This is a genomic window from Pseudarthrobacter raffinosi (assembly GCF_023913835.1).
Classification (GTDB): Bacteria; Actinomycetota; Actinomycetes; order Actinomycetales; family Micrococcaceae; genus Arthrobacter; species Arthrobacter raffinosi.
Genome location: NZ_JAMXBG010000019.1, coordinates 78,470 through 105,323 on the forward strand (window position 1 = coordinate 78,470; position 26,854 = coordinate 105,323).

Below are 26,854 nucleotides of genomic sequence, written 5' to 3' on the forward strand. Positions count from 1 at the left end.
CACATCATGGGACGAGAACCCACAGTGTGGGTCATATCCCTCAAGCCCCCAGCACAAAGACGTGGAGAAACCATGAGCACCCCCGAAGTCACTTGCGAAACCGCGCCCGAGCCCAAGCGCCCGGGCTCCTCCCGGGTGGGACTGATCGTCCCCAGCTCCAACACCACCATGGAGACTGAACTGCCGGAGCTGTTCCGCCGCCAGGCCGAGGCGACCGGCCACAAATACACGTTCCACTCCGCCCGGGCGGGCATGAAGAAGGTCACCCGCGAAGAGCTGCTGGCCATGGTGGGCAAGGCAGCTGACTGCGCGGAGGCAGTCTCCGACGCCGACGTGGACGTCATCGCCTACGCGTGCCTGGTCGCCGTCATGGCGCAAGGCCCCGAGGCCCATGTGGGCTCGGAGAAAGTTATCGCGGACGCCGCCGCCGGCAACGGCCACCCTGCCCCGGTCACCAGCAGCGCGGGCGCCCTGGTCCGGACCCTGCAGGAAATCGGCGCACGCAAGGTGGCCATGATCACCCCCTACATGAAGCCGCTCACCCAGATGGTTGTGGACTACATCGAAGGCTCGGGCATCACCGTGCTGGACGCGATCAGCCTCGAGGTGGCGGACAACCTTGACGTCGGCTGCCTTGACCCGCAGAACCTGCCCGCGCTTGCCCGCAGCCTGCAGCGCGAAGGTGCAGACGCCGTCGTGCTTTCCGCCTGCGTCCAGATGCCGTCGCTGGCCGCGGTCCAGGCGGTGGAGGACGAACTCGGGCTGCCTGTCATCACGGCGGCCACGGCCACGGCGTACGAGATCCTTAAGGCTCTCGGCCACCAGCCCGCCATCACCGGAGCCGGCAGCCTGCTGTCCGGCGCCGGCGTCCTCACCCCGGCGAACTCCTAGGCGGCCGGCACCATGTCCCTGTCACTTATCGCGTTCCTGGTCCTGGTGGCGGCCTTCGCCGTCGGCTCCTTCACCAAAATCAACGCCGGCCTGCTGGCCACCGTGGCCGCGTTCGGCGTCGGAACCCTCCTGGCCGGCATGTCCATCAAGGACGTCATGGGCCAGTTCCCCGCCGGGTTGTTCTTCATCCTGGTGGGTGCCACCCTGCTCTTCGCCATCGTGCGGATCAACGGCACCATCGACCTGCTGGCCTACTGGGCTGAACGGCTCGCCGGCGACCGGAAAATCCTGGTCCCCATCCTGATGTTCCTGCTGACGGCCGCCTTGGCTTCGGCCGGCGCGTTCACCCCCGCCGCCATCGCCATCGTCGCCCCGGTAGGCCTGGCGCTGGGCATGCGGTTCGGCATCAGCACCCTGGCCATGGGCCTGGTCATTGTCCAGGGCGCCAACGCCGGTGCCTTCTCCCCGGTCAACCCCTTCGGCGTGCTGGCCAACAAGATGCTGGACAGCGCCGGAGCAACGGACGGTTCGTTCAAGCTTTACGCCTACTGCTTCGTCTTCAATGCCATCCTGGCCGCGATCGCCTACGTCCTGGTCCAGGCCATCATGAAGCGCCGCATGGCCAAGACGGAGTCACGCCACACCGGTGACGCTGGGCATGTAGAGCACGACGGCGGCGCTGCCGCTCCCGCTGGAAGCAGCGCGACAGGCCCGTCCGGGACCGGAACGGCTGTCCTTACCGCCCCGGCGCACACTTCCGTGGCTGCCGAAAGCACCATCAGGACCGGTCCCGAGAAGGTGGCTGCAACGCCCATGCGGATCCTCACCCTGGTGGGCATCGGCGCCCTGCTGGTGCTCACCACCGTCCTGGGCCTGGACGTCGGAGTCGCTTCGCTGGTCATTGCCACCGTGCTGATCGTCCTGGACTCGAGCGTGCAGAAGCCGGCAGTGGAAAGCATGCCGTGGTCCGCGATCATCCTGGTGACTGGCATCGTCACCTACGTGGGCATGCTGGAAAAGATGGGTGCGTTGAAGGAACTCCAGGAAGGCATCGCCGGCCTGGGCAACAGCTCCCTTGCCGCTCTGCTCACCAGCTATGTGGTTGCCATCGTCTCGGCCTTCGCCTCCACCACGGGCACCCTCGGCGTGATCAGCCCGGTGGTGGCACCCATTGCCATGGACCCGCTCCTCACCCCCCTCGGAGTGGTGACGGCCATTGCCATCAGTTCCTCGGTGGTTGACGTGAGCCCGATGTCCACCAGCGGTGCCCTGCTGATGGCGAGTGCGCAGCCCAAGGACGAGCGGATGTTCTTCCGGGCGTTGCTGCTCTGGGCCATTGCGATGATTGGCATAGTGCCGCTCCTGGTGTGGTTCGTGTTCGTCCAGCTTGGCCTCGGCTAAACACGGCGGATTTGAAGGGAAGGGGTGTCCTGGCCGGGCACCCCTTTCTCGCTTCCCTAACTTTTTACGCCTTCGGGCGGAAGTGCCCGGGCCAGTCCTTGAGCCGGATCCGGTTGAGGTCATGGATCGTGCCCAGGGTGCCCCACTCGTCCAGGCCCAGCCGGGACAGCGGCTCCAACAGGTCGATCCGCGGGTGGCCGTCTTCCAGCACCGCGTCGCTCACGGCAGCGTGCGTCACTTCGCCGAAGACCAGGATGGAGTCTCCCATCGGCAGGAGCGTATGGAGGCGGCATTCGAGCACCGCCGGTGATTCCTTGACCCGCGGCGCGCCCACGGTGAGGCTCGGCTCCCGGGTGAGGCCGGCGGCGTCGAACTCGCTGACATCCGGCGGGAAATTTGTGCCGGTGGCGTTGACCTCCTCCAGCAGCGCGGCCGGGGCAAGGTTCACCACGAACTCTCCGGACTCGGTGATGTTGCGGAGCGAATCCTTCTCCCCCACGGAGGTGAACTGCACGATGGGCGGATTTGTGGACGCAACGGTGAAGAACGAGTGCGGGGCAAGATTGTCAACGCCCTCCGGCGATACGCTCGACACCCATGCGATGGGCCGGGGCACCACCACCGCGGTGAGCAGCCGGTAGAAATCGCGGGCGGACGTGTCAGTGGGGCTGAAATCAGTTCGCATGCTGCCAGACTACGGGCAGGTAAGCAAAGGAAAGGACACAGGACATGACGTTCCAGCCATACCATTCACCATCAACGGGGTGCGGGGTACGCGCCGTCCTCTTCGACACCTTCGGCACGGTGGTGGACTGGCGCACCGGCGTCGCCGGGCAGGCCGCCGCCTTCGCCGCGGCACGCGGGCAGGAGCTCGACGCCGAGGCGTTCGCTGATGACTGGCGCGCCCTCTACCAGCCAGCCATGGAGGCCATCCGCTCCGGATCCCGTGAATTCGCCACCCTGGACTCACTCCACCGCGAAAACCTGGACGAGGTGCTCCGCAGCCACGGCTTCGATCCGGACCGGCTGGACGCACGGGCCTTGGAGGAGTTGAACAAATCCTGGCACCGCCTGCCCCCATGGCCCGACAGCGTGGAGGGCCTGGCCGCCGTCCGCCGGGGCTACATCGTGGGCCCCTTGTCCAATGGCAACACCTTGCTGCTTGTGGACATGGCCAGAAACGCAGGGCTTCCGTGGGACGTGATCATCGGCTCGGACATGACGCGCACGTACAAGCCGCTGCCGGCGGCCTACCTTCGAACTGCGGAGTTCCTGGACCTCAGGCCCGGTGAGGTGATGCTCGCGGCCGCACACAACAACGACCTGCGTGCTGCCCGGGAGGCCGGGCTGGCAACGGCGTTCATCGCGCGCCCCACCGAATACGGCCCGAGCCAGGATGCGGACCTGACGCCGGAGAGCGATTGGGACCTCACGGCGTCGAGCATCACCGGGCTGGCTCACCAGCTCGGTGCCTGAGCTGCGTAACTCCTCCGCCCGTCCGGCCGCGGGTGGAGTGGAGCCCTGCCGTCGGTGGGTTAACCTCCACCGCTTAAGGAACGCTACGCCCGCACTGCCCCAGCGCTTCCGGGAGTTCGGTCAAGGTCGCGACGGTGTAGTCGGGGGCGGCGAAATAGTCCGGGTAGTTGGCCCCGTTCCGGTTGATCCACGCTGTTCCCAGCCCGGCCCGGGCTGCCCCGTGGATGTCCCAGGGGTGCACGGCAACGAGCATCATTTCGCCAGGTTCCACGCCGCAGGCCCCGGAGGCGTAGTGGTAAGCGGTCGCTGCCGGCTTCCACGCTGGGGCATCCTCCACGGAAAGAAGTAGCTCGAACTGGGCCAGGATTCCGGCGGGCGTGAACAGTTTTTCTGCGACCTGGGCGGAGCCGTTGGTCAGCGTGACCAGCCGGTATCCGGCTGCCCGCAAGGCCCGGACGCCATGCGCGACGTCGGGATGCAGGCTGAGTCCTGTCATTCCCTCCATGACATGCGCCACCGCCTGGTCCAGGTCCATCCCTATGTCCGAAGTGGGTAGCAGCCCGCGCAGGGCCTCTGCGCCGATCTCGGCGAAGGCGCCGTTGCCGCCGGCAGCGGTGAGCGCGAAGCCGTCCCGCAGCAGCGTGGCAAACCAAAGTTTCGCCAATTGGGCCGGAGCGCCGACTTCGGCGAACCGCACCCCCATAGGCGACATGTCCGAAAGTGTTTCGTTGACATCGAAAACAATGACTGACGGTGCGCTGTTCATGGGTTCCCTTCGTCTTCACGGTCACGTAGCTCTTCAATCCGACCAATTGCCGCGCCCGGGCCATCGATGCTTCATCCAGTCTGCGCGCCGGTCCCAAACGGGCTCGGCGCGCAGGTCGGGATCGGATTTTCAGAAACAAGGCCTCCGGTCGTACACCCCGTCCCCAGCTGGCCGAACTGATGCGCTTCGCCCGTGACTGAGGCACTGTCGTGGTCCACAGCATGGACCGGCTCGCCAGCAACCTCGATGGCCTGCGTTCAGTGGTCCAAGCAATGACTGCAAAGGCGTGCGCGTGGAGTTCGTCAAGGAAAACTTGCTCTTCACCGGCGAGGCTCCCCGACGGCAGCCCAGTGCTACGGACAGAACACCCGCTGCCATGACGGCATATTTAGCGGAAAATACTTCCCCCGCCTCCGTCGTGAAGGTCCATCGATCCTCTGCCTCGCTAAACGTGGCACCACTTACACGAGTGTTAAGCTGGATGTCCTTTCGCAGATCAAAGCGGTCAGCAACATGGTTGATGTACTCGAGGATCTCCGGCTGCGACGCATAGCGTTCCGTCCAGTGCCACTCCTGCTGCAGCTCGTCAGAAAATGCGTATGAATAGTCCAGTGACTCCATGTCGCAGCGTGCACCTGGATAACGGTTGTGGTACCAAGTGCCTCCAATTCCATCGCCGGCTTCCAAAGCTCGGACGGAAAGGCCTAGCTCGCGTAGCTTATGTACGGAATAGACGCCGGCGAATCCTGCACCCACCACAATCGCGTCAAAATACTGCTTACCCTGAATCCTCTTTGATTCCTGCATCCTGATTCCCTTCTACAAGAGCCGTATAGCAACAACTATGCGAAGGTCATGTCCCCGACCACAGTCCATTTCTCGCTCACCGGTAAGGATAGTTTCCACCTACGCAGCTCAGGCCTGCCTGGGCGGGCAGGAGAACACTACTAGCCCGTTGACCGCATTATCCTTCTACTGGTACAGGTGCATAGTCGATTTCGAACTATTCGTGCCTGCGCGACAACGCTGTAGGACCAGCCCGCTCAACGTTTTAGCGAACACGGCCTCTTGTGTAGCCGGGCCCGGACCCCGAAAGTCCTGAGAACCTGGAGCCTGGCTAGGAGTTTCGTCGAGTTAGGGCGCACCCCAACCTGACGTCAGGCACCACTCGGGAGGGCTGTCAGAATAGGATCTGAAGTTCCGTTTCTAGACATACCCTATCGAGAGTCATAGGTTTTATCCACGAATCGGGTATATGAGGGTCAGCACGCTGGACCAGAGTGAAGCGCGTCGGCTCGACGGCCAAGCACTGGATCGGATGTTCAGTGACAAGGCCTCCGGCCGGGACACACTCAGGCCCCAATTGGCTGAACTACTGCGCTTCGCCCGTGACGGAGACACCGTCGTGGTCCACAGCATGGACCGGCTTGCCCGCAACCTGGATGACCTGCGTGCACTGGTCCAGGCTCTGACCCGCAGAGGCGTACGCGTGGAGTTCGTCAAGGAACACCTGGTCTTCACCGGCGAGGACTCCCCCATAGCCAATCTCATGCTCTCGGTCATGGGTGCCTTCGCAGAGTTCGAACGGGCCCCTATTAAGGAACGTCAGCGTGAGGGCATTACTCTGGCGAAGCAACGAGGCGCCTACCACGGACGCAAGAAGACCCTCACTCCAGAGCGGGCTGCCGAGCTGGTACAACGTGCAGCCGGCGGAATTCCAAAATCCACTCTTGCCCGCGACTATGGGATCAGCCGGGAAACGGTGTACCAATACCTGCGCCAAGCCGAGCAGTGACACGAGTGCGGTGCCGCCGCCCATAACCGAGGACACTTTCATAGGTTATCCACCGCTACTGCTGTTGAGGAGCTACCCTGACGGCTCCAATTTCCAGCCGTGGATAGCCCGAATTCACCTCAGCCGTGGACCGCTCAAAGTCACCCTAGGCACGGCAGCGCGGTCAGGAAGAAAGGGCTTGTCCTTGGCAACCCGACTGAGATCCCTCTTCAGGGGTCTGGGCAGGGTGACGAAGGGTCCGCTATCGGCTCCTTCGTGGGGTCAGGGGAGGGGCCCTTTCCTTGACTTGAGTCGAGCCGTCGTCCTGCCGCAGAGCCCGTAGTGGTAGCTCTGAGTGACGCCGGCGCAGTCAAGGCAGGGAGCAGGGTTGTCGCCATCGGCAGATGGCAAAAGGGGAAGAACGCCTGCTTTGCAGGACCGCCAGGCCACAGGCGTATGATTTCCCGGCACGCGATAGCTTTGGCCGGGTCTGATCTATTTTTACCGGTGCTCCTTTGTGAGTGGACTACTCGGCGATGTCCTCCGCCCATAATTCAGGGTGTTCGTCCTGGAAGGTGCGCATCATCTCGACGCATCGGGCATCATTCAACACCACCACTTCGACGCCCCGTGAGCGGAGAAGTTCGAATTCGCCGGGGAACGTCTCGGACTCGCCCACCACCACGCGCGGAATCTTGAATTGGATGATGGTCCCGGTACACATCGCACACGGCGCCAGGGTGGTGTAGAGGGTTATGTCCCGGTAGCTCTTCTGGCGTCCGGCAGCCCGCAGCGCAGACATCTCGCCGTGGGCGATTGGATCGCCATGCTGGACACGCTCGTTGTGGCCGCTGGCAATGACGACCCCGCCGCGGGCCAAGGCAGCACCGATCGGGATGCCGCCCTCTCGGAGGCTCTTTTGTGCGGCCTCGTAGGCAGCCTCGAAGACCGGGTCTGTGATGGTTCGTTCAGTTTCGGACATGGGTGCAGTCTAAATCGCGCGCGTCGAAGAATTGTCGGCGGCCGCTGACGGCTTAACATCGACCAGATTCCCTGACCTTTTGTCGTTCCTCCACCGACGTCGCCACGGCCGTGAACCCACGCACCGGCAAACGGCGGGCAACCGGTGAAATGGGCCCTGCTCCGGAAGCTCTGTTCCATGACGCGTCAGACGAGTAAGCTGAATGTAGCTACCGTCAGGAGACCGAGATGCCCCAAACCAAGAGGCCGGCGCGGGCCCGGAAAACCGCAGTCGAAGCACAAGATCGCCCCGACTTTGACGTGCACGTTGAGTCGACAACGCCGGAACGACTGCGCCGTCTGACAGAGGAGGCCAGAGCCGGGCTCAATGCCATGAACGAACTGTTCGTACTGAATCGATCAATCACAGCAATGGCCGCGCCGTCAACGGCCGCCGAGACCGAGGACCTGCGCGATCTCATCACAGACCTTCAAAACCGTATAGCGCCATTGGCGGCATCTCCTTCTTTCGTCCGCTCACTGACCACCATTGCCGAAAACATGGAGCAGAGCATAGCGGCGCTGGGTCCGGCCCTTGCCGATATTGAGACGCCGGTGTCACCTCAGCTGGCCCGCAGTGTGGCGGCGACGGAGAGCGCCTGGCGGGAACTGGAAGCCGAATTTGGCCTGCTCTCCAGCCTCCAAGTCTCCGAGCTGGTTGGCTCCAAGTCGCCAAACCGCAGCTATGCCTCTGAGCAGCATGCCAAGGGCAGGCTGATCGCGGTGAAGCGCCCCGGCGGGCTCCGCTATCCAGGCTTCCAGATCGACCGCAGCGAGCACACCATCCGGCCCGTTATGGCCGACCTGATCCGTGTCGCCGGTGACGCCGGGCGCTCCGAAGCAAGCCTGGCCTTGTGGATGACCTCGCGCACCGGCTACCTGGACGGGGACCGGCCGGTCGATCAGCTTTCCCAGCCCGACAAGGTGGTGGAAGCGGCCCGGCAGTCCTTCAACGTCCAGTGGTGAGGTTCGTCCCGGGCAAGCCGTTTGAGCCGGAAGAGTACGTGCTGAAGTCCGGCACACCGCTGTACCGTGTGTTCAGCAATGGCCGTAAAGGTGGCGTGACGGAGTTCAACCCCGGTTTCGGCTCCGCCACCCGGTTCGCTTTCTTCGGAGATCCCGCGATCCCTGTCCTTTACCTGGCACAGACTGAGGAGGCCGCAGTCTGCGAGTCCCTCCTGCACGACGTCCCGCCGGGCCCCGGCCGGGTCATGTACGACAGCATTGCCGACAAAATCTGCGCGCCTCTGGCCCCCACACGGGACCTGCGGCTCGTATCCCTTATGGGAGACGGGCCGCGCAAGCTCCAAACCGAAGCCAAACACGTGACCGGCACGATGGCCTCGCAGTACGGTCGCACCGTGCGTTGGGCGGAGGCCGCGCACAAGGCTGGATTCGACGGCCTGGTCTGGATGAGCAACCGCCGCAACACCGACCAGGCCTACGTCTTTTTCGGCGACAGGGTCAACCCCGGGGACCTGGTGGCGTTGTCCGGGCACGGACGGATCTTTGCCGCCGGCCCGGACTTCGACTGGCTGGCCGATTATCTCGCACAGCTGCATCTTGACATCCTGACCCCATGAGCCAAGGCACCCCTGGCAGGCCAAGTGGACGCTGGACATTCGGCCGAAGGGCTTCCCGCCCGATTCGAGCGAAGGCACGGAAAACCCGTGGTGGGGCCGGTGTTGCTGCCGAACGCACCGAGAGCGGTCCCAGCGGACTAAGCATGAATCCCTGACGTCCTTGCAGTGAGGTCAACAAGGGCTTGGATGACGGAACGCCCCCAGGCGACGTGCGGGCGGAGACTCATGTCCTGAGCGGGTGCGAGAATGCACCTATGTCACTCACGCCCCTCCATCGCGCTCTGGGCCTTTCATCGTCACCACTGGATTTTTCGCTGCTGGACAAAGCCATCGAACAACAGGTCCAGGAACGAGATGACCTCGATTGGAAGAAGGAGCTGCGCCAGGTGTTCTCTGCGCGAGTCTCTGCGTGCCGGGCTCGGCCCATTCCGGCGCTGCGACGATGTGTCCCTCATAGGAGAGCGCTTGTTGTTTCGTCTGGGGGAGTCTGTCTTAGATGTGGGCGGCGTAGCGGACGCTGCGGTCGTTCTTGGTGCCGCAGATAGGAATGCCGATCGTCTCGTTGTGATTTTGGTCAGAAGATTAAGGTAGGCCCCACTTCCTTGTTGCCCTTCGCTGTCGTCAGCGCCTCATAGGTGCGGCGTCCGCGTCCGCAGCGCAAAAGGTGTCGGTCCCCTGGCTAGCCCCTGCCGATGAACGGCATTCCCGCAGCAGTGATCACCACCGAGCCCACGCTGGCCGACGGCGGCATGCCTGCCATCAGGAGCACGGCACGCGCGGCGTCCTGCACCGGGAACGTGGGCTCCACCCTGCGGCTGCCGTCAGCCTGCAGGGCACCGGCGTCCACGCCGATGGTGGCCATGATGTCCGTGGCTGTGTTGCCGATGTCGATCTGGCCGCATGTGATGCCGAAGCCCCTGCCGTCCAGCTCGATGCTCTTGGTCAGACCCGTCATGGCGTGCTTGGTGACCGTATAGGCCACCGTCCGCGGCCGCGGCGAATGCGCTGAGACTGACCCGTTGTTGATGATGCGGCCACCCTGCGGATCCTGGGATTTCATGGCCCGCACGGCGGCGGCGGCGCACAGCATGGAGCCGGTAAGGTTCACCGCCACCACCGCGTCCCAGTCGGCCACGCTGATTTCATCCACCGACGCGGCCGGGCCGAACACGCCGGCGTTGTTGAACAGGACGTCAACCCTCCCCCACTTGCCGAGGGCCGCAGCGAAAAGGCGCTCGACGTCGTCGGGCACGCTCACGTCGCAAGGCACCGTCAGTGCCTGGCGGTGACCGGCCGCGGACTCCAGCAACGGAGCCTCACGGCGGCCGGCCAACACCACGCGGTATCCGTCGGCCAGCATGAGCCGCGCCACCGCCCTGCCAATTCCGGAACCTGCACCGGTCACGACGGCGACCGGTGCCGGCCGGTGCGGTTGTACGGGCCGGTGGGTTGCAGTCATGGGTCGCTCCTTGTGTTGATGGCCAGGCTAAGGTGCAGCGGGCACTTCCGCTGCCGTTATTGGCCAGCCTATGACCGTCTTGGGCCGCGGGGTGGCGTAGGTCCGGACCTTTGAGGTGCTCAGCCGCATGCGGACCAGCCCTTCGGCGATGGTCACCGCCGAGGCCACACCGTCCACCACGGGGACGCCGGCACGCTTCCGGATCTCCTCGTCCAGACCGGCCATGCCGCCGCACCCGAGGACAATGACTTCCGCCTTGTCCTCGCGGACGGCCAGCAGCGCCTGTTCGATGATGGCTTCCACCGCGCGCTCCGGCTCCTCCTCCAGTTCAAGCACGGCCATGCCGCTGGCCCGGACCGAGGCACACCGGGCGTCGAGGCCGGCCAGCTTCAGCCGGTCCTCGATCAGCGGCACGGCACGGTCCAGGGTGGTGATCACGGAGTACTTGTGGCCCAGGAACATCGCGGTGCTCGCGGCCGCCTCGGTGATATCCACCACCGGAACGTCCAGGAGCTCCTGGAGCCCTTCGCGGCCGTGCTCGCCGTAGCCGGCCTGGATGACGGCGTCGAACGGTTCCGGATAGTTGACCACGGCGTCCATCACGGCGATTGCCGCGAGGTAACTCTCAAAGTTTCCCTCGCAGGAGTCTGCGCCGAAGCGGGGCGTGATTCCAATGATTTCCGTTCCGGGTGCCGCCACGCTGCGGGCCGAGGCGGCGATGGAGTCGGTCATGGACTGCGTGGTGTTGACGTTGGCCACAAGGATGCGCATGGCGCTTTCCCCTTTCGGGACAGGTTGGTTAGTTAGTGGGTGCTGACGATGGCGATGGGCTCGCCGTCGACGTCGTCGAACTGCTGCTTGCGGTCCGCAATCAGGTAGTACACCACTGCCGCGATGCCGGCTGCGAAGAACCAGGAGAACGGGGCGGCTCCCTCGAAGGCCGGAACAAAAGCGATCACGAGGGCGACGGTGGCAGACGGTATCAGTGCCATGATCGCTTTGGGGTTGAAGCCCTTTTTGTAGAAGTAGGCTCCCGTGGGCGACTCGATGTAGAGCTCCGGAACGTTGACCTTGCCGCGGCGAAGCAGCCAGTAGTCTGCCATGACCACGCCGAACAGCGGCCCCAGCAGCGCGCCCAGTCCGCCGAGGAAGTACACAATGACCAGGGGGTTGTTGTAGAGGTTCCAGGGAAGGATGATGAGGCCGATCGTACCGCTGACCCACGCCGCCTTGCGGAAGTTCAGGTGCTTGGGGAACAAGTTCGTCAGTGCATAGACGGGGGCCACGAAGTTGGCCATCAGGTTCACGGCGATGGTCAGGATCAGCAGGGCCAGGCAGGCCAGGACAAGGAAGAGCGTGTTCGGGATGGTCTGGACAATGTCCGAGGGGCTCTCGATGATTTTGCCGCTGATTTTGAACTGGCCGCCTGCCATGACGACCACGATGGCGCCGAAGACGAGCATGTTGATGGGGATGCCCCAGAAGTTTCCGCGGACCACGGCCTTCTTGGAGACAGCTGAGCGGGTGAAGTCGCAGAAGTTCAGGACGAAGGTTCCGTAGATGGAGACCCACAGTGCGCCGCCGGCAAAGATGGTGCGCCACATGTCGGCGCCTTCGAGCGCATTGTCCGATGCCCAGGCGATGGAGCCGCCGGCTTCCGCGAAGATCCAGATGGCGATGGCAGCCATGGTCACCAGGATGATGGGCCCGGCGAAGGCCTCGTACTTGCGGATCATTTCCATGCCGAAACTGACGATGACCAGCTGGACGATCCACAGTGCAACGAAGGCAATCCAGCCGAGTGTGGACAGGCCCATGATGGAGTTGCCATCCAGCTCCTTGAGGGAGGGGACCATGGCCACGAGCATTACGCGGAGGACCACCGAGGCCAGGTACGTCTGGATCCCAAACCAGGCGATGGCGACGGCGCCGCGGAGCAGGCTGGCGATCTGGGCACCGCGGATACCGAAGCTGATCCGGCTCATGACCGGGAACGGTACACCGGTCTTGACCCCCATGAAGCCGGAGAAGTTGAGCAGGGCAAAGAGCAGCACAGCTCCGATGCCCAAGGCAAGGAGGATCTGCCAGCCTCCAAGCCCGAGGGCGAAAAGGCCGATGGCGAACGCATAGTTACCGAGGCTGTGGACGTCGTTGGCCCAGAGCGTGAAGATGCTATAGCCGGTCCACCGGCGGCCTTCACGCTTGGTGGGGGCAAGGTCTACGTTGTACAGGGTGGGGCTGATGGCCAGGCCTGAGACGGCGGTGGCCGAATCACAAAGTGCGTCGACACCCATGGAGGGGTGGGCCGCTTTGCCCATGTCCGATGGGGTCTCGGGTGCCGGGTCTAGGCCGGTCAACGGTGTTGTTTGCATCGTTATCTCACTTCTTGAAGATGTCTTCCATGTTCCGCTGTGGGATTTATGCCGGAAACTAACGGCAGGAGCGTCGCTGCTTTTTCCACAATGCGGAAAATGGGTATCGAGTAGTGAAATAACGGTATGACCTGGGTCACGCATCAGTCAAGGGGTCGCCGGAAGACGGCCAGTCACAAACGGTTACTACCGCAGCAACGCGGGGTCAGATGCGGCCCATTAAACCCCGCCCCACGGGCCGTATCTGACCCCGCGTTGGTCTTAGCGGGAGGGGACCAGCCCTGCCTCCTTCAAACCTAAGTAGATCTTGTCCCGGCCGATCGGCAACTCCGCGAACCGGACCCCCGTGGCGTTCCGGATGGCGTTGGCCAAGGCCGGGGCCACCGGATTGAAGGGGCTTTCGCTCATGGATTTCGCACCGAGCGGGCCTACCTGGTCGTTGGTGGAAGCGAAGTAGACCTCGCTCCGCGGCACGTCCGCGAAGGACGGGATGTGGTACTGCCGCAGGATGTCCGTGGTGACCCGGCCGGCGTCGTCCACCCGGACCTCCTCATACAGTGCAGCGCCCAGCGCCTGCGCGATGCCGCCCTCGATCTGGCCGCGGCACTGCCGCGGATTCACCACCACGCCGGCGTCGGCTGCCTGCACACTCTGCAGGATCCGCAGCTCCCCCGTGCCGGTGTTGACCGCCACCCGGAACCCGTGCACGTTGAACGCCACCGATCGCGGCGTCCCGTCCCAGTTGCCCTCGACGGCGAGCTGCACGCCCTGGTCCCGCGCGGCGTTGTGGATGTCCGCGAGCAGAACCCGCCGTCCGGCACAGTCCACGCCGCCGTCGTCGAGCACGCACTCGGTCTCCGGCACACCGGTCAGCGCCGCGGCGACGGTGACGATCCGGGAGGCCAGCCCGGTGGCCGCCAGGAGCGTGGCCTTCCCGGCCACCACGGTGCCGGCTGAACCGAACGCGCCGGTATCGTGCTCCACCAGGTCGGTATCGGACTGCCGCACGGCAACCTTCCCCGCCGTGGTGGCGAGCGCCGTCGCGGCCAGCTGTGCGTGCACCGTGGTGGTGCCGTTGCCGAATTCGGCGGTCCCGACGTCGGCCGCGAACGTGCCGTCGGCGAGCAGGCTCACGCGGGTGTGGGCGAAGTGGCCGCGGGGCGGGACGGTGTCGATCATGGACAGCGCGGAACCTTCCCCGGTGACCCAGTCCGGACCGAGGTCGTCGAGCCCGGCGTCGCGGTAGCGCTGCTTGCCACGGTCCAGGGCATCACGCACCAAGGAGATGCACTGGTCCAGGCCGTAGCTGCCGTAGCGGACGTCCTCCTCGGGCTCGGGGTTGGTGGAGAGCATGTCATCGCCTTCGCGCACCATGTTCCGGCGCCGGAATTCCAGGGGGTCCACGCCGATGCCAACAGCCAGCTCATCGATGGCCGACTCGATCGCGAAGATCATCTGGCTCAGCCCGTAGCCGCGGAAGGCTCCGGCCGGCACGGTGTTGGTGTAGACGGCATGCGCGTCCACTTTCTTGTTGGCGCACTTGTACACGGCCAGCGACTCCCCGCAGCCGTGGAACATCACGCCGGGGGCGTGGTTGCCGTAGGCGCCGGTGTTGGTGACCACGCCCAGCTGCAGCGCGGTGAGGAGACCGTCCTTGCTGGCGCCGGCCTTGAGTTTGATGGTGAAGGGGTGCCGCGTGGTGGTGGCGGTGAACTGCTCCGTGCGGGTGAACTCCACCTGCACGGGCCGGCGCAGCGTGAACGTGGCGAGGGCAACGAGGTCCTCGGTGAGCACTTCCTGCTTGCCGCCGAAGCCGCCGCCCACGCGTCCGGCCACCACGCGGATGCGGTCCTCAGGAAGGTCGAACACCCGGCCCAACGTGCGCCGGACCAGGAACGGGACCTGGCTGGAGGTGCGGACCACGAGGCGGTCTTCCTCGTCGAGCCAGGCGATGGAGGAGTGCGTTTCCAGGGCGACGTGCTGCACGCGCTGCGTCCTGTACGTGTGCTCATGGATGAAGTCGGCAGCGGCGAAACCGTCCGACACACTGCCCAGCTCCGAGTGCAGCTCGGCCACGACGTTCTGCCGCGGCCGCGAGATCCGGGCCTTAACGGCGTCCTTGTCCCCGTGCAGTGCCGGGGCGCCGGGGAGCATGGCGTCCTGCGGGCTGAAGACGGTGTCCAGCAGCTCGTATTCCACCTGCAGGGCGCGGGCCCCGGCCTCGGCGGCACTCACGGATTCGGCCACGACGGCGGCCACGCGCTGGCCGATGAACCGCACCACGTCATCGAGGACGCGGGTGTCGTCGGGATCGTCCGTGTAGAGCTCGTGCTGGGCGGTGGAGAAGTGCTGCGCCGGGGCGTCCTCGTGTGTAAACACCGCGACGACGCCCGGCACCTGAAGCGCGGCCGTCCTGTCGATGGAAACAATCCGTGCGTGCGCGTGGGGTGAGCGCAGCAGCTTCAGGTGCAGCAGGCCGTCTAGCTCGTCAGCCGGGACATCCAGGGTGTAGCGGGCGGTTCCGGTGACGACGGCGAGGCCCGCCGGGGCGGGCACGTTGTCGCCGAGCTGCCCGGCCTGGGCTGCCGTGGTGCCGGCGGCGGAAGCCGGACGGGCGGCGCCAGCTGCCGCGCCGCCGTCGTGCGTAAGGGTCCCGCATACTGCGTCCGCGATGGAACGGTAGCCGGTGCAGCGGCAGAGGTTACCCTTGAGGCTGCGGGGCAGGTTGGCTTTCTGTTCGTCGTCGAAGGTGGCTGCGGTCATCATCATGCCGGCGGTGCAGAAGCCGCACTGGAAGCCCTGTTCGGCCAGGAACTGCTCCTGCACGGGGTGCAGCGCACCGCCCTGGGCGAGGCCTTCGACGGTGATGACGGCCTTGCCGTCGGCGCGGACGGCCGGGTAGATGCAGCTGTGTACGGGGGTGCCGTCCACGTGGACGGTGCAGGCACCGCAGTCGCCGCCGTCGCAGCCTTTCTTGACCCCGAAATTGCCCTGTTCGCGCAGGAACGTGCGCAGGCACTGGCCGGGGCGGGGTGTGGCCGGGGTGGCGGTGCCGTTGATTTCGATTGCCATGCTCAGGCCTCCTTCTGCTGCTTGTTCTGTGCTGTGTCGGGTTGCGCGCTTGGCTGCGGCGACAAGGCGTGCGGCCGGCCGGCCCAGAAATCGCCTGACACGGTGAGCCGTTCCTCCAGCAGTTCCGCTCGGATCTCCTCGGCAAGCCGGAGGGTCATGTCCCGGCGCCATTCGGGCAGCCCGTGGATGTCGTTGTGGTACAGCTCCGCGGGAATGGCCTTCCCGACGGCGGCCGCCAGGGCCGCGGGGCCGGCCATCTTGGCAGCGGTGAACCGCAGCTGTACGGGGCGTTTGGTGGCGGCGGTTACGGTGATGACCAGGCCGCCGTCGGCGTCGCGCCGTCCTATCAGCAGGACTCCGGAACGGCCGAGGTTGCTGAGCGAGAGCCGCCGGAAGGCCACTTTCGCGGACAAGGCCGACGCCGGCAGGTGGATGCTGCGCAGGAGCTCGCCGGGTGCCAGGCTGTTTTGCCCGTCCCCGGTGATGAACGTGGCCACCGGGACCGTGCGGCTGCTGCCGCCGGGGCCGAGGATGGTGGCGGTGGCGTCCAGCCCTGCGCAGAGCGAGATCATGGGCCCGGCCGGGAGCGAGGTGCACAGGTTGCCGCCCACGGTGGACATGTTCCAGACCTTGAAGGATGCCACGAAGGAGTCGCAGCATGGACGGAACAAGTCCAGGCCCGGCCACTCCCTGCCGGCAACTTCGTCCGAACCCGGCAGGGCGTAGAGCTCCGCGACGGTGCATGTGGCGGCCAGTTCAATCCCGGCGTTGCTCACGGTCACGGCCGGCCAACCCGCTTCGCCAAGGTCCAGCAGCCGCTTCAGGACGGTACTCCCGTAGGAGAACAGGACCGTGCCGCCGGCCAGCCAGGCATCGCCGTCGCGCCATTCGGCGGGGTCCGTCGTGGGCACGACGGCCTCGATGGTGTTCATGTCCATGGGTTCTCCTGGCGGGGTTCGTGCGTGCGGGGTTCGTGCGTGCGGGGTTCGTGCGTGCGGGGTTCGTGCGTGCGGGGTTCTGATGTGGGGTGGATGGGGCCGCTGCCGTCCTTGAGCGAGGATGCCTTGAGCGGCGCCGGCGTGGTGCTGCCCCGTCCGGCCCGGCCACGGGACGCGAGGATCTCGGCCGTGATGGAAACAGCCACTTCTGCCGGGGTGACCGCGCCCAGATCCAGGCCGATGGGCGAATGGAGCCGCTCCAGCGCTTCCGCCGGCGTGCCGTCCGCGAGCAACGCGTCGATGCGTTGGCGGTGGCTGCGCCGCGAACCCATGGCGCCCACATAGGCGAGGCCCAGGCCGAGCGCGGTTTCCAGCAGCGGGATGTCGAACTTGGGGTCGTGGGTCAGCACGCACACCACGGTGCGGCCGTCCACCCGGCCCGCGGCTGCTTCTGCCTCCAGATAGCGGTTCGGCCAGTCCGTGACCACCTGGTCGGCGGCGAGGAATCGGCCCTGGTTCGAAAAAGCCGGCCGGGCATCACACAAGGTGACGTCATAGCCCAGCAGTTTCCCGGCCGGGAGCAGCGCGGCGCCGAAGTCGTTGGCGCCGAAGATCAGCATGCGCGCGGCGGGGAGCCGGCTTTCCACAAACAGGGTGATGGGTTCGGGGTGGGTCTGGTCCCGGCTGTCGGAGCAGCCGCCGGGTGGTGCCACGCGGACCAAACCGGCGCGGCCGCCTTGGAGCAGCGGCTCGAGCTGGGCGGCTGCCGCGTAAACAGTGGCGGGATGGTCACCCACCAGCCGGGCAAGTTCCGGGGACTCCATGGCGCGGAACCGCACAGGATCCTGCACGACGACGGCTCCCCCGCCCGCGTCGAGCCGGCGGATCAGCGCCACGGCAGTGGTGGAGTGGCGGCCCACCAGGCCGTTCAGCATGGCGAAGTCCATGGCCTCCAGCGAGGATCCGAGCGGCTGGATGTGGACCTCCAGCTCTCCTCCACAGGAGAGTCCGACGGCGAACGCGTCCTCGGCACTGTAGCCGAACGACTCAAGGCGGCTGCCGCCGTCGCGCATTACCGCAAGGGCGGCGTCCACTACGGCGCCCTCCACGCAGCCACCGGAGAGGCTGCCCAGGACGTCCCCGTGTTCCGACACAAGCATGGACGTGCCGAGCGGCCGGGGCACGGAGCCGCCCGCGGCCACGATGGTGGCGACGGCGCAGCGCTGGCCGGAGACCGCGGGCCGCCAGCCTCCCAGTGAAGGTATTAGGTCCAGCATGGCAACACGTCCTTTACCACTGAGGTCCCGGACGGGAAGACCGTCCGGAACAGAGCGCGGTCTTGCCTCATAATCTCATTCCTTGCTGGTGTAGAGGGAAAGTCCGGGGAGTTGTTTGAGGGGACCGGGGCGGGGCCTCTAATCCAGCCCCGGTCCGTGACGGCCCAGCCGCACTCCACCGCCGCCCGCCGTCGTAGGTTCTGATGCTGTGGACCACGGCGGCGGACGCCTACTCGATGCGGTGGGTGCGGATGGACCGCCGTTTAAGGCGACATGACACGTTTAAGGCGCCCGAATGGGCAGTTACGCCGGGGGTCTACGCGCCCAGCAGGGCGTTGATCGGCCCGCGGGCGAAGTAGATGATGAAGCCCGCGGTGACCACCCACATGAGCGGATGGACCTTCCTGGCCCGGCCGGACGCCGCACTGATGACCGCGAAAGAGATGAATCCGACGCCGATGCCGTTGGCGATCGAGTAGGTCAGCGGCATGGTGATGATGGTCAGGAAGGCCGGCAATGCGATCGAGAACTTGCTGAACTTGATCTCGCGGATCTGTGCCATCATCATGGCGCCCACCACCACCAGGGCGGCTGCCGCCACTTCGAGCGGCACCACCGAGGTCAGCGGCGTAAAGAACATCGAGCCCAGGAACAGCACTCCGGTCACCACGGAGGCCAGGCCGGTACGGGCACCTTCGCCGATGCCGGCCGCGGAATCGATGTAGACGGTGTTGGACGAGCCGGACGTTCCGCCGCCCACCACTGCGCCCATGCCCTCGACGATGAAGGCCGACTTCAGCCTGGGGAACGTACCGTCCTTGTGCGCCACTCCGGCGCTCTTGGCGAGCCCGGTCATGGTGCCCATGGCGTCGAAGAAGTTGGTGAACACCAGGGTGAACACCAGCATGGTTGCCGCGAGGCCGCCGATCCTTGAGAACGAGCCGAAGAGATCGAACTGGCCCACCAGGCTGAAGTCCGGGGCGGAGACCAGCTGGCCGGCGAGCACGGGCACGTTGAGGTGCCAGCCGCCGGGGTTGTCGGCGCTGCCGGGACCGATATGCATGGCGGCCTCGACGACGGCGGCGAGGGCTGTGGTGGCGACGATTCCGATCAGGAGGCCGCCCTGGATCTTGCGGGCCACGAGGATTCCCATGACCAACAGACCGACGATGAAGACGAGGGTGGGGATGGAGGTGATGGAGCCGTCGTTGCCGAGCTGGACCGGCGGGCCGCCTTTGGTGGGGCGGACGAAGCCGGAATCCACAAAGCCGATGAAGGCGATAAACAGGCCAATGCCGACGGTGATGGCAGCCTTGAGTTCCTTGGGGACTGCCTTGAAGATCGCCGTCCGGGCACCCGTGGCGCCGAAGAGGACGATCAGGACACCGTTGATGACCACCAGGCCCATGGCTTCGGGCCAGGTGACGTCCTGGATGACGGCCACTGCCAGGAACGAGTTGATGCCCAGGCCCGCTGCGAGCCCGAACGGCAGGTTGGCGACGAGGCCGAACACGATGGTCATAACGCCGGCGGTGAGCCCGGTAACGGCCCCCACCTGCGCTGCCGAGAGCCAGCCGCCGGCGACGTCCGTGGGGGCGTTCTCGGCCGAGAAACCGCCCAGGATCAGCGGGTTGAGGATCACGATGTAGGCCATCGTGAAGAACGTGACAATGCCGCCGCGGAATTCGCGCGCCAGCGTGGAGCCACGCTTGGTGATCTGGAAGAAACTATCCAGGAAGGATTTCGACGCCGGGGGCCGGGGTGCCGCCGTGTGCTCTGCGCCTTCGGGCGCAGCCTGCTTTTCAGCTGCGGTTCGCATTTCTGCGGGGTCCAGGATTGTCATGTCAGCCACCGGATCCTAGTAGTCAATCCTGGAATCGAGCGTGTTCCAGGTCTTGAACGGTTCCAGGATGGCGGGAGCCTGGGGGTCGCCCAGTTCCAGCTTGGCGACCGGCATCAGTGCATCCCGGTCCTCGTTCTCGAAGTACTCGTAGAAGACCGCGTCGTCGAAGCCCACGGAGGCTGCGTCGTGCCGGTCGGCGGCGAAGACCACGTTGCCGATCCGGGCCCAGAGGGCCGAGGCCAGGCACATGGGGCAGGGCTCGCAGCTCGTGTAGAGGGTGGCTCCGCTGAGATCGAAGGTGCCGAGCTCGCGGCAGGCATTGCGGATGGCGGTGACCTCGGCGTGGGCCGTGGGGTCGTTTGTGGCGGTGACCCGGTTGACGCCTTCGAAGGCGCGGCCATCCGCGGTGACAACGACAGCGCCGAACGGGCCGCCGCTGTCCAGGACGTTGGCTGTTGCCAGATTTATGGATGCGGCCAGGAAATGTTCGGCCGTGACGGTTGTGCTCATTTTGCGACTTCCTTAGTGGCAAGGAAGCCCAGTAACCCTGAGACGGGGACGCGCCAGTGATACGGCTACCAGGCTTCAGCATGTGCTTTTGAAGGTTCGCCTGGTAGATAGCTTCCCGGAGTCCGGGTGCCCGCCTTTGGCAAGATCGAGATTAGCACCGGATGTGTGAGCAGCGCCATAGTTTTCTGGAAACTTAATTTCGTGATGTGAAATTACCTAGCAACGCGGGGTCACATACGGCCTATCCAGAGGCGCGGAATGGGCCGTATGTGACCCCACGTGGCATTGACTTCCGTCGCGGCAGCACCCTAGGCTGGCGCCACCTGGATCAGCAGACAGGGCCTAACTGAGCTGGAACGCATTTGTTGCCGACCAGACAAGGAGCCATCCATGGCCCACCCGCATATCCCGTCCAGGCTCTGGATCAGGACCCCGCTCGCCGCTTTCACCGCCAACGGGCTCGACGCCGGCGGCGGCATCATGGTCAGCGGCGGCATCATCGCCGAGCTGGTTCCGGCCGGCGGGCAGCCGTCCGCACCCTGCGACTCGACGTTTGACGCCTCCGCGCATGTCCTGATGCCGGGCCTGATCAACACGCACCACCACTTCTACCAAACCCTCACGCGCGCCTGGGGTCCGGTGGCCAACGCCCCGCTGTTCCCCTGGCTGCAGAACCTCTACCCGGTCTGGGCGCGCCTGACTCCGGACAGCCTGGAACTCGCGGTGAAAGTGGCCCTGGCCGAGCTGCTGCTCTCCGGCTGCACCACGGCAGCCGACCACCACTACTTGTTCCCCGCGGGACTCGAGGACGCGATCGACGTGGAGGTCGGCGTCGTACGCGAACTCGGCATGCGGGCCACCCTTACGCGCGGCTCCATGACCTTGGGAACGGACGACGGCGGCCTGCCGCCGCAGTCCACGGTGCAGCGGCCGGAGATCGTTCTGGCGGACAGCGAACGCCTCATCTCCCAGTACCACGAGCGTGGCGACGGCGCCGTCATCCAGATTGCGCTGGCACCGTGCTCGCCGTTCTCGGTGACCAAGGAAATTATGGCCGAGAGCGCCCTGATGGCCGAGCGGTTTGACGTCCGGCTGCACACGCACCTCGCTGAGACCATCGACGAGGAAGACTTCTGCCTCTCGATGTTCGGCCTGCGCACCGTGGACTATCTTGAGAGCGTCGGCTGGCTGGGCAACCGCACCTGGCTGGGCCACGGTATCCACTTCAACGACGACGAGATCGCCCGGCTGGGAGCCGCCGGCACCGCCGTTGCACACTGCCCGACGTCGAACATGCGGCTCGCGTCAGGCACCGCACGCGTGCTGGAACTCGAGGCAGCCGGGGTCCCGGTGGGGCTGGGAGTGGACGGATCGGCGTCGAACGATGCTTCCAACATGATCCTGGAAGCTCGGCAAGCGCTGTACCTGCAGCGGCTGCGCTACGGAGCGGATGTGCCGGTGGAGCGCGCTCTTGGCTGGGCGACACGGGGCTCGGCAGCCGTGCTGGGGCGTTCCGATATTGGTCAACTGGCGCCGGGGATGCAGGCCGACCTGGCACTCTTCCGCCTCGACGACCTGCGGTTCTCCGGCAGCCACGACCCGGTGGCGGCGCTGTTGCTGTGCGGCGCGGACCGCGCGGACCGCGTCATGGTGGGCGGGAAGTGGCGTGTGGTGGACGGGCAGATCCCGGGGCTGGACATCGCGGGGCTCATTGCGGAGCACTCGGCCGCGGCGCGGAAGCTTGTGGCGGGGTAGCTCTTCGCTGGCCGTTTCGACGGTTCCCTGCGCACACGACGTCCAGCGGCGTCGGGCGTTCAGGGAACCGTCAGAACGGGCCTATGCACGAGCTCTGGCTGCCACCTCCGATCGTTGCTAGCGTGGCGGCATGAGCCCGTCGAAGACCCCGGCCGAGATCCTCGACATTGGCGGCACCGAGGTGAGCATCTCGAGTCCGGACAAGGTGGTTTTCCCCGAGCCCGGGCTGACTAAGCTCGACCTGGTCCGCTATTACCTCGCCGTCGCGGATGGTGCGCTGCGCGGTGCGGGTGGCCGGCCCATGGTGCTCAAGCGCTTCCCGAAGGGCATCGACGCTGAGCCGTTTTTCCAGAAGCGCGTGCCCGAAAACCACCCCGACTTCATCGACACAACGACGCTGCACTACGCGTCGGGGACGTCGGCTGAGGAGGCCGTCATCCGGGATGCTGCGGGCCTGGCGTGGGTGGTGAATCTTGGCTGCCTGGACCTTAACCCGCATCCCGTGCGCGCCGAGGACCTTGAGCACCCGGACGAGCTCCGGGTGGACCTCGATCCGATGCCGGGGGTCAGCTGGTCCCAGATCGTTGATGTCGCGCATGTCGCGCGGGAGGTGCTCGACGACGTGGGGCTGGTGGGGTGGCCGAAGACGAGCGGGTCGCGTGGACTCCACATCCTGGTGCGGATCGCGCCGCAGTGGTCGTTCCGCGAGGTGCGGCTCGCCGCCGAGACCCTCGCCCGCGAGGTCGAAAACCGCGCTCCCGGCCTCGCTACCGCGCGGTGGTGGAAGGAAGAGCGCGGCGAAAGTGTGTTCGTCGACTTCAACCAGAACGCAAAGGACCGCACCGTGGCATCGGCGTACTCGATCCGACCGTTGCCCGATGCCCGGGTTTCGACGCCGCTCACCTGGGATGAGGTCCGCTCCATCCGGCCGGAACAGTTCACGGTGCGGACGGTGCCCGGGCGCTTCGCCAGCGTGGGCGACCCGCACGCCGGGATCGATGACGCGGTGGGCACACTCGACGGGCTCCTCGCGCTGGCGGCCGAGCTCGGCCCCGCCGAGAAAGCGCCCCGCAGCGGAGACGGCTCCGGCCGCCGGCAGTCGCTGATGCCGCTCATCGAGGTTGCCCGCACCAGGACCAAGCCCGAGGCCCTCGCGGCACTCGATGAGTGGAAGTCCCGGCACGTGGACCTCGTCCCGGCCCTGCACCCCGCCGATGTGCTCGTCGACGGAATGCGCGGATCAAGCTCGCTCTGGTACCGGGTGCGGGTGAACCTGCAGCACGTCCCCGAACCGGAGCGTCCGCCACAGGAGGAACTCATCGCCGACTACGACCCCTGGGCCGGCAAGCAGTGGCCCGGGCGCCCGGGGCCGTCGGAGTCCTGATCCTGGCGACGCGCAAACGGCCCCGCGACGCGCAAAAGGCCTGGCGACACCCGAATTTGGGTGTCGCCAGGCCGTTTGCGTGTCCTCAACGAAGATGCGTGTCGTCAGCCCCGTCGGGAACGCTGGCTGCCGAAGCCCGGCAGGCCCTGGACCCAGCGCGAGAAGCGGCCCGGAACATGCTCCCGGTCCGCGGGCAGATAGAAGTCCGGATCCGTTCCGCCTCCGAGGGGAAGGTAGAACTCCTGGACGGCGGGTGCCGCCGTGTGTTCCGGTGCGACCGGCGTTGTGTCCTGCTGGTACATCTGATCCTCCTCCGAGGTGGGTTGATGATACTTTGATGATTCCGCAAAGTGGAAAAGAACTTTTGCTATGTGAAATAGCCTAAACTGCCGGATCTCGGTACGTCAATGGTCCGGGCGACCCTCGGTCACAAACTGATTTTTCAGATTGTGATGTACACCACCCCGAAGCTGGGCTATTCTGGTACCCAACTCGTGGCGCAAGTCACGTAACCTGGGAGCAGCAGGCAGGGTCGTAATGAGCTGACATCAATTGATGTCGGCTCATTTTTTGTTGGGCCGACGGTACTAGAAACGCGCGGGAAATGCGCGCTTAATTTCTATGTGGAACCTTGGTCCCACATACCTGAAGTTGGGAATCTGACCATGAGCAGCAACATCATCCTCGGCCACAACCAGTACGGAAAGGCCGAAGTCCGCGTCGTCAAAGTCACCCGCGACACCGACCGCCACCAGATCGAAGACCTGAACGTCACCTCGCAGCTGCGCGGCGATTTCGAGGCTGCGCACCTCCAGGGCGACAACGCCCACGTCGTCGCCACGGACACCCAGAAGAACACCATCTACGCCTTCGCCAGGGCGGGCGTTGGCTCCCCCGAAGCCTTCCTTCTTCGCCTCAGCGAGCACTTCACGTCAGGCTTCGACTGGGTTACGGGCGGCCGCTGGGAAGCCGAGTCCTACACCTGGGACCGCATCCAGTCGCACGGCTCCGAACACGACCACAGCTTTGTCCGGAACGGGCAGGAAGTCCGTACCGCCGTTGTGGTCCGGGACGGCAACACCACGCACCTGATCTCCGGGCTCAAGGACCTGACCGTCCTGAAGACCACCCAGTCCGGCTTTGTCGGCTACCCGCGAGATAAGTACACCACCCTGCCCGAGACCACGGACCGCATCCTGGCCACGGATGTTTCCGCCCGCTGGCGCTACAGCACGGGCCTGGACCACACGGCCACGGACTTCAACAAGAGCTACGAGGACATCAAGGCCCTCCTGCTCGAGGGCTTCACGGAGAACTACTCCCACGCCCTGCAGCAGACCCTGTTCGACATGGGCAAGAAGGTCCTGGAAGCACACGGCGAAGTGGACGAGATCAAGTTCTCGATGCCCAACAAGCACCACTTCCTGGTTGACCTCAGCCCGTTCGGGCTCGACAACCCCAACGAGGTCTTCTTCGCCGCGGACCGCCCCTACGGCCTGATCGAGGCCACGGTCCAGCGCGAAAACTCAGGCACGGCCCCCGCCGCCTGGAACGGCATCGCCGGCTTCTGCTGATCTGCCACCGGGTCTCGACGGGCTCGACCACCGGACCAAACCCGGTGGTTGGGCCCGTCTACGGTGATTGAGCTTGTCGAAATCAACCGGCCCCAAAGCCCCAAATTGTTAGCCAGACATTGTTAGCCAGACGAAGGCGTCTGCCATGAACCAAGAAAGTCTGCCATGAACAGCAAGAAGAAGTCCCGGCCCGCGTCGACTAGTTCCGCGGCCCGCCCCGAGGACAAGCGCCTCTCGATCGGAAGCACGTTCGCGTACGGTTTCCAACACGTTTTGACCATGTATGGCGGCATCATCGCCCCGCCGCTCATCATCGGAGCCGCGGCCGGTATGTCCGCCACGGACATCGGCCTGCTCATCGCGGCCTGCCTGTTCGTCGGCGGCCTCGCCACCATCCTGCAGACCGTGGGCATCCCGTTCTTTGGATCTCAACTGCCCCTGGTACAGGGCGTCTCGTTCGCCGGCGTCTCCACCATGGTGGCGATCGTGCAGGGCGGCGGCGGCATCCAGGCCGTCTTCGGCTCGGTGATTGTGGCGTCCCTGATCGGCCTGGCCATCACGCCGCTCTTCTCCAGAATCATCAAGTTCTTCCCGCCCGTGGTCACCGGCACCGTCATCACCACGATCGGCCTGACGCTGATGCCGGTCGCCGCCAACTGGGCCATGGGCGGCAACGCCAAGGCCGAGAACTATGGGAGCGTGGCCAACATCGGCCTCGCCGCGGCCACCATGGGCATCGTCCTGCTGCTGAGCAAGGTGGGTAATGCCGCCATCTCCCGGCTGTCCATCCTGCTGGCCATGGTGATCGGCACCGTGATCGCGCTGTTCACGGGCATGGCGGATTTCTCCAAAGTGGGCCAGGGCGACGTAGTTGCCTTCCCTACGCCGTTCGCCTTTGGCCTGCCGACCTTTGAGATTGCGGCGATCATTTCGATGCTGATTGTCATCCTGGTGACGCTCACCGAGACCTCGGCGGACATCATCGCCGTCGGCGAGATCGTGGACACCAAGGTGGACTCCCGCCGCATCGGCGACGGCCTGCGGGCGGACATGCTCTCAAGCGCCATCTCGCCCCTGTTCAACTCCTTCACCCAGAGCGCCTTCGCCCAGAACGTTGGCCTCGTGGCCATCACGGGCATCAAGAGCCGCTTCGTCGTGAGCGCCGGCGGGCTCATCCTGGTGATCCTGGGCCTGCTGCCCATCCTCGGCCGTGTGGTCGCAGCGGTTCCGACCCCCGTCCTGGGCGGCGCCGGCGTCGTACTCTTTGGAACGGTGGCCGCCAGCGGCATCCGCACGCTCGCAAAGGTGGAGTACAAAAACAACATGAACCTGGTCATCGTGGCCGCCTCCATCGGCTTTGGCATGATCCCGATTGCGGCCCCGAAGTTCTACGACCAGTTCCCGTCCTGGTTCTCCACGATCTTCCACTCGGGCATCAGCTCGGCCGCCGTCATGGCCATCCTGCTGAACCTGCTCTTCAACCACCTCAAGGCCGGCAACTCGGAGAACCAGTCAGTGTTTGTGGCCGGCACCGCCCGGGTGGTCACCGAAGCCGACTTGAAGATCCTGGCCGACGGCGACCGTTACGAGGGCGGCAAGCTCATCGACGCCGAGGGCAAGGAAGTCCCGCTCAAGACGTCCGCGGAGCACTAACCCCAATGCCGTTCGGTTAGTCGTCTGGGTCGGGTGTCAAGATTCTCGTGGTGAGTGTCGCGGGGTAGGTTCGGCGGTCGATGGCACGGCCTTTGGCCCGGTATTT

The 26,854-nt window shown here is 65.5% G+C and carries 22 protein-coding genes and 2 pseudogenes; 11 read left to right on the plus strand and 13 right to left on the minus strand.

What is annotated here, in order from left to right; genetic code table 11:
* The first annotated feature begins 72 nt into the window (after positions 1–72).
* Together NG697_RS16990 and NG697_RS16995 are read left to right on the plus strand one after the other, a co-directional pair.
* Positions 73–891, plus strand: coding sequence for a maleate cis-trans isomerase family protein (locus NG697_RS16990; RefSeq protein WP_305884355.1), 819 nt, complete (start codon positions 73–75; stop codon positions 889–891).
* Positions 892–903: 12 nt separating this feature from the next.
* Entirely contained in the window at positions 904–2,292 is a 1,389-nt protein-coding gene (locus NG697_RS16995; RefSeq protein ID WP_252614726.1) for an SLC13 family permease, read from the plus strand.
* Positions 2,293–2,356: 64 nt separating this feature from the next.
* Here NG697_RS16995 and NG697_RS17000 read toward each other — a convergent pair whose 3' ends face one another.
* A complete protein-coding gene (locus tag NG697_RS17000; RefSeq protein ID WP_252602514.1) occupies positions 2,357–2,977 on the minus strand; it encodes a flavin reductase family protein in 621 nt (206 codons plus the stop codon).
* 44 nt (positions 2,978–3,021) lie between these two features.
* Between NG697_RS17000 and NG697_RS17005 the strand changes: the two genes are divergently transcribed.
* Positions 3,022–3,768 carry a haloacid dehalogenase type II gene (locus NG697_RS17005; RefSeq protein WP_252614727.1) on the plus strand — a complete coding sequence of 249 codons (747 nt, stop codon included), beginning with the start codon at positions 3,022–3,024 and terminating at the stop codon, positions 3,766–3,768.
* A 73-nt stretch (positions 3,769–3,841) separates the two neighbouring features.
* Here the strand turns inward: NG697_RS17005 and NG697_RS17010 are convergent, their stop codons facing one another.
* The gene (locus NG697_RS17010; protein ID WP_252614731.1) at positions 3,842–4,534 is read right to left on the minus strand and encodes a haloacid dehalogenase type II; all 693 of its coding nucleotides are present in this window, start codon (positions 4,532–4,534) and stop codon (positions 3,842–3,844) included.
* 119 nt (positions 4,535–4,653) lie between these two features.
* Here NG697_RS17010 and NG697_RS17015 point away from each other — a divergent pair.
* Positions 4,654–4,865 (plus strand): annotated as a pseudogene (locus NG697_RS17015) (recombinase family protein); the annotation flags it as partial.
* Positions 4,866–4,879: 14 nt separating this feature from the next.
* Here the strand turns inward: NG697_RS17015 and NG697_RS21420 are convergent.
* Positions 4,880–5,341: pseudogene (locus tag NG697_RS21420) on the minus strand (flavin-containing monooxygenase); the annotation flags it as partial.
* A 448-nt stretch (positions 5,342–5,789) separates the two neighbouring features.
* On the opposite strand from NG697_RS21420, the gene NG697_RS17025 reads away from it, so the two are divergent.
* Positions 5,790–6,329, plus strand: coding sequence for a recombinase family protein (locus tag NG697_RS17025; RefSeq protein WP_252614733.1), 540 nt, complete (start codon positions 5,790–5,792; stop codon positions 6,327–6,329).
* A gap of 505 nt (positions 6,330–6,834) precedes the next feature.
* Here the strand turns inward: NG697_RS17025 and NG697_RS17030 are convergent.
* Positions 6,835–7,290 carry a nucleoside deaminase gene (locus NG697_RS17030; RefSeq protein WP_252609636.1) on the minus strand — a complete coding sequence of 152 codons (456 nt, stop codon included), beginning with the start codon at positions 7,288–7,290 and terminating at the stop codon, positions 6,835–6,837.
* Positions 7,291–7,661: 371 nt separating this feature from the next.
* Between NG697_RS17030 and NG697_RS17035 the strand changes: the two genes are divergently transcribed.
* Together NG697_RS17035 and NG697_RS17040 are read left to right on the plus strand one after the other, a co-directional pair.
* Positions 7,662–8,294: a hypothetical protein gene (locus NG697_RS17035; RefSeq protein WP_252614735.1), complete on the plus strand. Its 633-nt coding sequence runs from the start codon at positions 7,662–7,664 to the stop codon at positions 8,292–8,294.
* Positions 8,291–8,911, plus strand: a complete 621-nt coding sequence (locus NG697_RS17040; protein WP_252609633.1) for an RES family NAD+ phosphorylase — start codon at positions 8,291–8,293, stop codon at positions 8,909–8,911. Before NG697_RS17035 ends, NG697_RS17040 begins: the two co-directional genes overlap by 4 nt.
* Before the next feature lie 679 nt (positions 8,912–9,590).
* On the opposite strand, the gene NG697_RS17045 is transcribed toward NG697_RS17040, so the two are convergent.
* From NG697_RS17045 to NG697_RS17080, 8 genes are all read right to left on the minus strand, one after another.
* Positions 9,591–10,370 (minus strand): SDR family oxidoreductase, encoded by a 780-nt coding sequence (locus NG697_RS17045; RefSeq protein WP_252614737.1) that lies wholly within the window; start codon positions 10,368–10,370, stop codon positions 9,591–9,593.
* 27 nt (positions 10,371–10,397) lie between these two features.
* Positions 10,398–11,141, minus strand: a complete 744-nt coding sequence (locus NG697_RS17050) for an aspartate/glutamate racemase family protein (protein ID WP_252614745.1) — start codon at positions 11,139–11,141, stop codon at positions 10,398–10,400.
* Between the two features lie 32 nt (positions 11,142–11,173).
* Entirely contained in the window at positions 11,174–12,742 is a 1,569-nt protein-coding gene (locus NG697_RS17055) for an NCS1 family nucleobase:cation symporter-1 (protein WP_252602856.1), read from the minus strand.
* Positions 12,743–13,003: 261 nt separating this feature from the next.
* A complete protein-coding gene (locus NG697_RS17060; RefSeq protein ID WP_252614747.1) occupies positions 13,004–15,814 on the minus strand; it encodes a molybdopterin-dependent oxidoreductase in 2,811 nt (936 codons plus the stop codon).
* 2 nt (positions 15,815–15,816) lie between these two features.
* Positions 15,817–16,752 (minus strand): FAD binding domain-containing protein, encoded by a 936-nt coding sequence (locus NG697_RS17065; protein ID WP_252614749.1) that lies wholly within the window; start codon positions 16,750–16,752, stop codon positions 15,817–15,819.
* A complete protein-coding gene (locus NG697_RS17070) occupies positions 16,743–18,029 on the minus strand; it encodes an XdhC family protein (RefSeq protein ID WP_252614751.1) in 1,287 nt (428 codons plus the stop codon). The genes NG697_RS17065 and NG697_RS17070 overlap by 10 nt, the downstream gene beginning before the upstream one ends.
* 316 nt (positions 18,030–18,345) lie before the next feature.
* Positions 18,346–19,872 (minus strand): NCS2 family permease, encoded by a 1,527-nt coding sequence (locus NG697_RS17075; RefSeq protein WP_252609821.1) that lies wholly within the window; start codon positions 19,870–19,872, stop codon positions 18,346–18,348.
* A gap of 15 nt (positions 19,873–19,887) precedes the next feature.
* Positions 19,888–20,382, minus strand: coding sequence for a nucleoside deaminase (locus tag NG697_RS17080; protein WP_252609626.1), 495 nt, complete (start codon positions 20,380–20,382; stop codon positions 19,888–19,890).
* Positions 20,383–20,772: 390 nt separating this feature from the next.
* Between NG697_RS17080 and NG697_RS17085 the strand changes: the two genes are divergently transcribed.
* Together NG697_RS17085 and ligD are read left to right on the plus strand one after the other, a co-directional pair.
* Positions 20,773–22,137, plus strand: coding sequence for an 8-oxoguanine deaminase (locus NG697_RS17085; protein WP_252614753.1), 1,365 nt, complete (start codon positions 20,773–20,775; stop codon positions 22,135–22,137).
* Between the two features lie 130 nt (positions 22,138–22,267).
* Positions 22,268–23,521 carry a non-homologous end-joining DNA ligase gene (gene ligD / locus NG697_RS17090; RefSeq protein ID WP_252614755.1) on the plus strand — a complete coding sequence of 418 codons (1,254 nt, stop codon included), beginning with the start codon at positions 22,268–22,270 and terminating at the stop codon, positions 23,519–23,521.
* A gap of 104 nt (positions 23,522–23,625) precedes the next feature.
* Here ligD and NG697_RS17095 read toward each other — a convergent pair whose 3' ends face one another.
* Positions 23,626–23,823 carry a hypothetical protein gene (locus NG697_RS17095; protein ID WP_252602843.1) on the minus strand — a complete coding sequence of 66 codons (198 nt, stop codon included), beginning with the start codon at positions 23,821–23,823 and terminating at the stop codon, positions 23,626–23,628.
* A 363-nt stretch (positions 23,824–24,186) separates the two neighbouring features.
* Between NG697_RS17095 and pucL the strand changes: the two genes are divergently transcribed.
* Together pucL and NG697_RS17105 are read left to right on the plus strand one after the other, a co-directional pair.
* Entirely contained in the window at positions 24,187–25,095 is a 909-nt protein-coding gene (gene pucL / locus NG697_RS17100) for a factor-independent urate hydroxylase (RefSeq protein ID WP_252602841.1), read from the plus strand.
* Positions 25,096–25,260: 165 nt separating this feature from the next.
* On the plus strand, positions 25,261–26,748 hold the full coding sequence (locus NG697_RS17105; RefSeq protein WP_252602840.1) for a nucleobase:cation symporter-2 family protein: 1,488 nt from the start codon (positions 25,261–25,263) through the stop codon (positions 26,746–26,748).
* Positions 26,749–26,854: the final 106 nt, after the last annotated feature.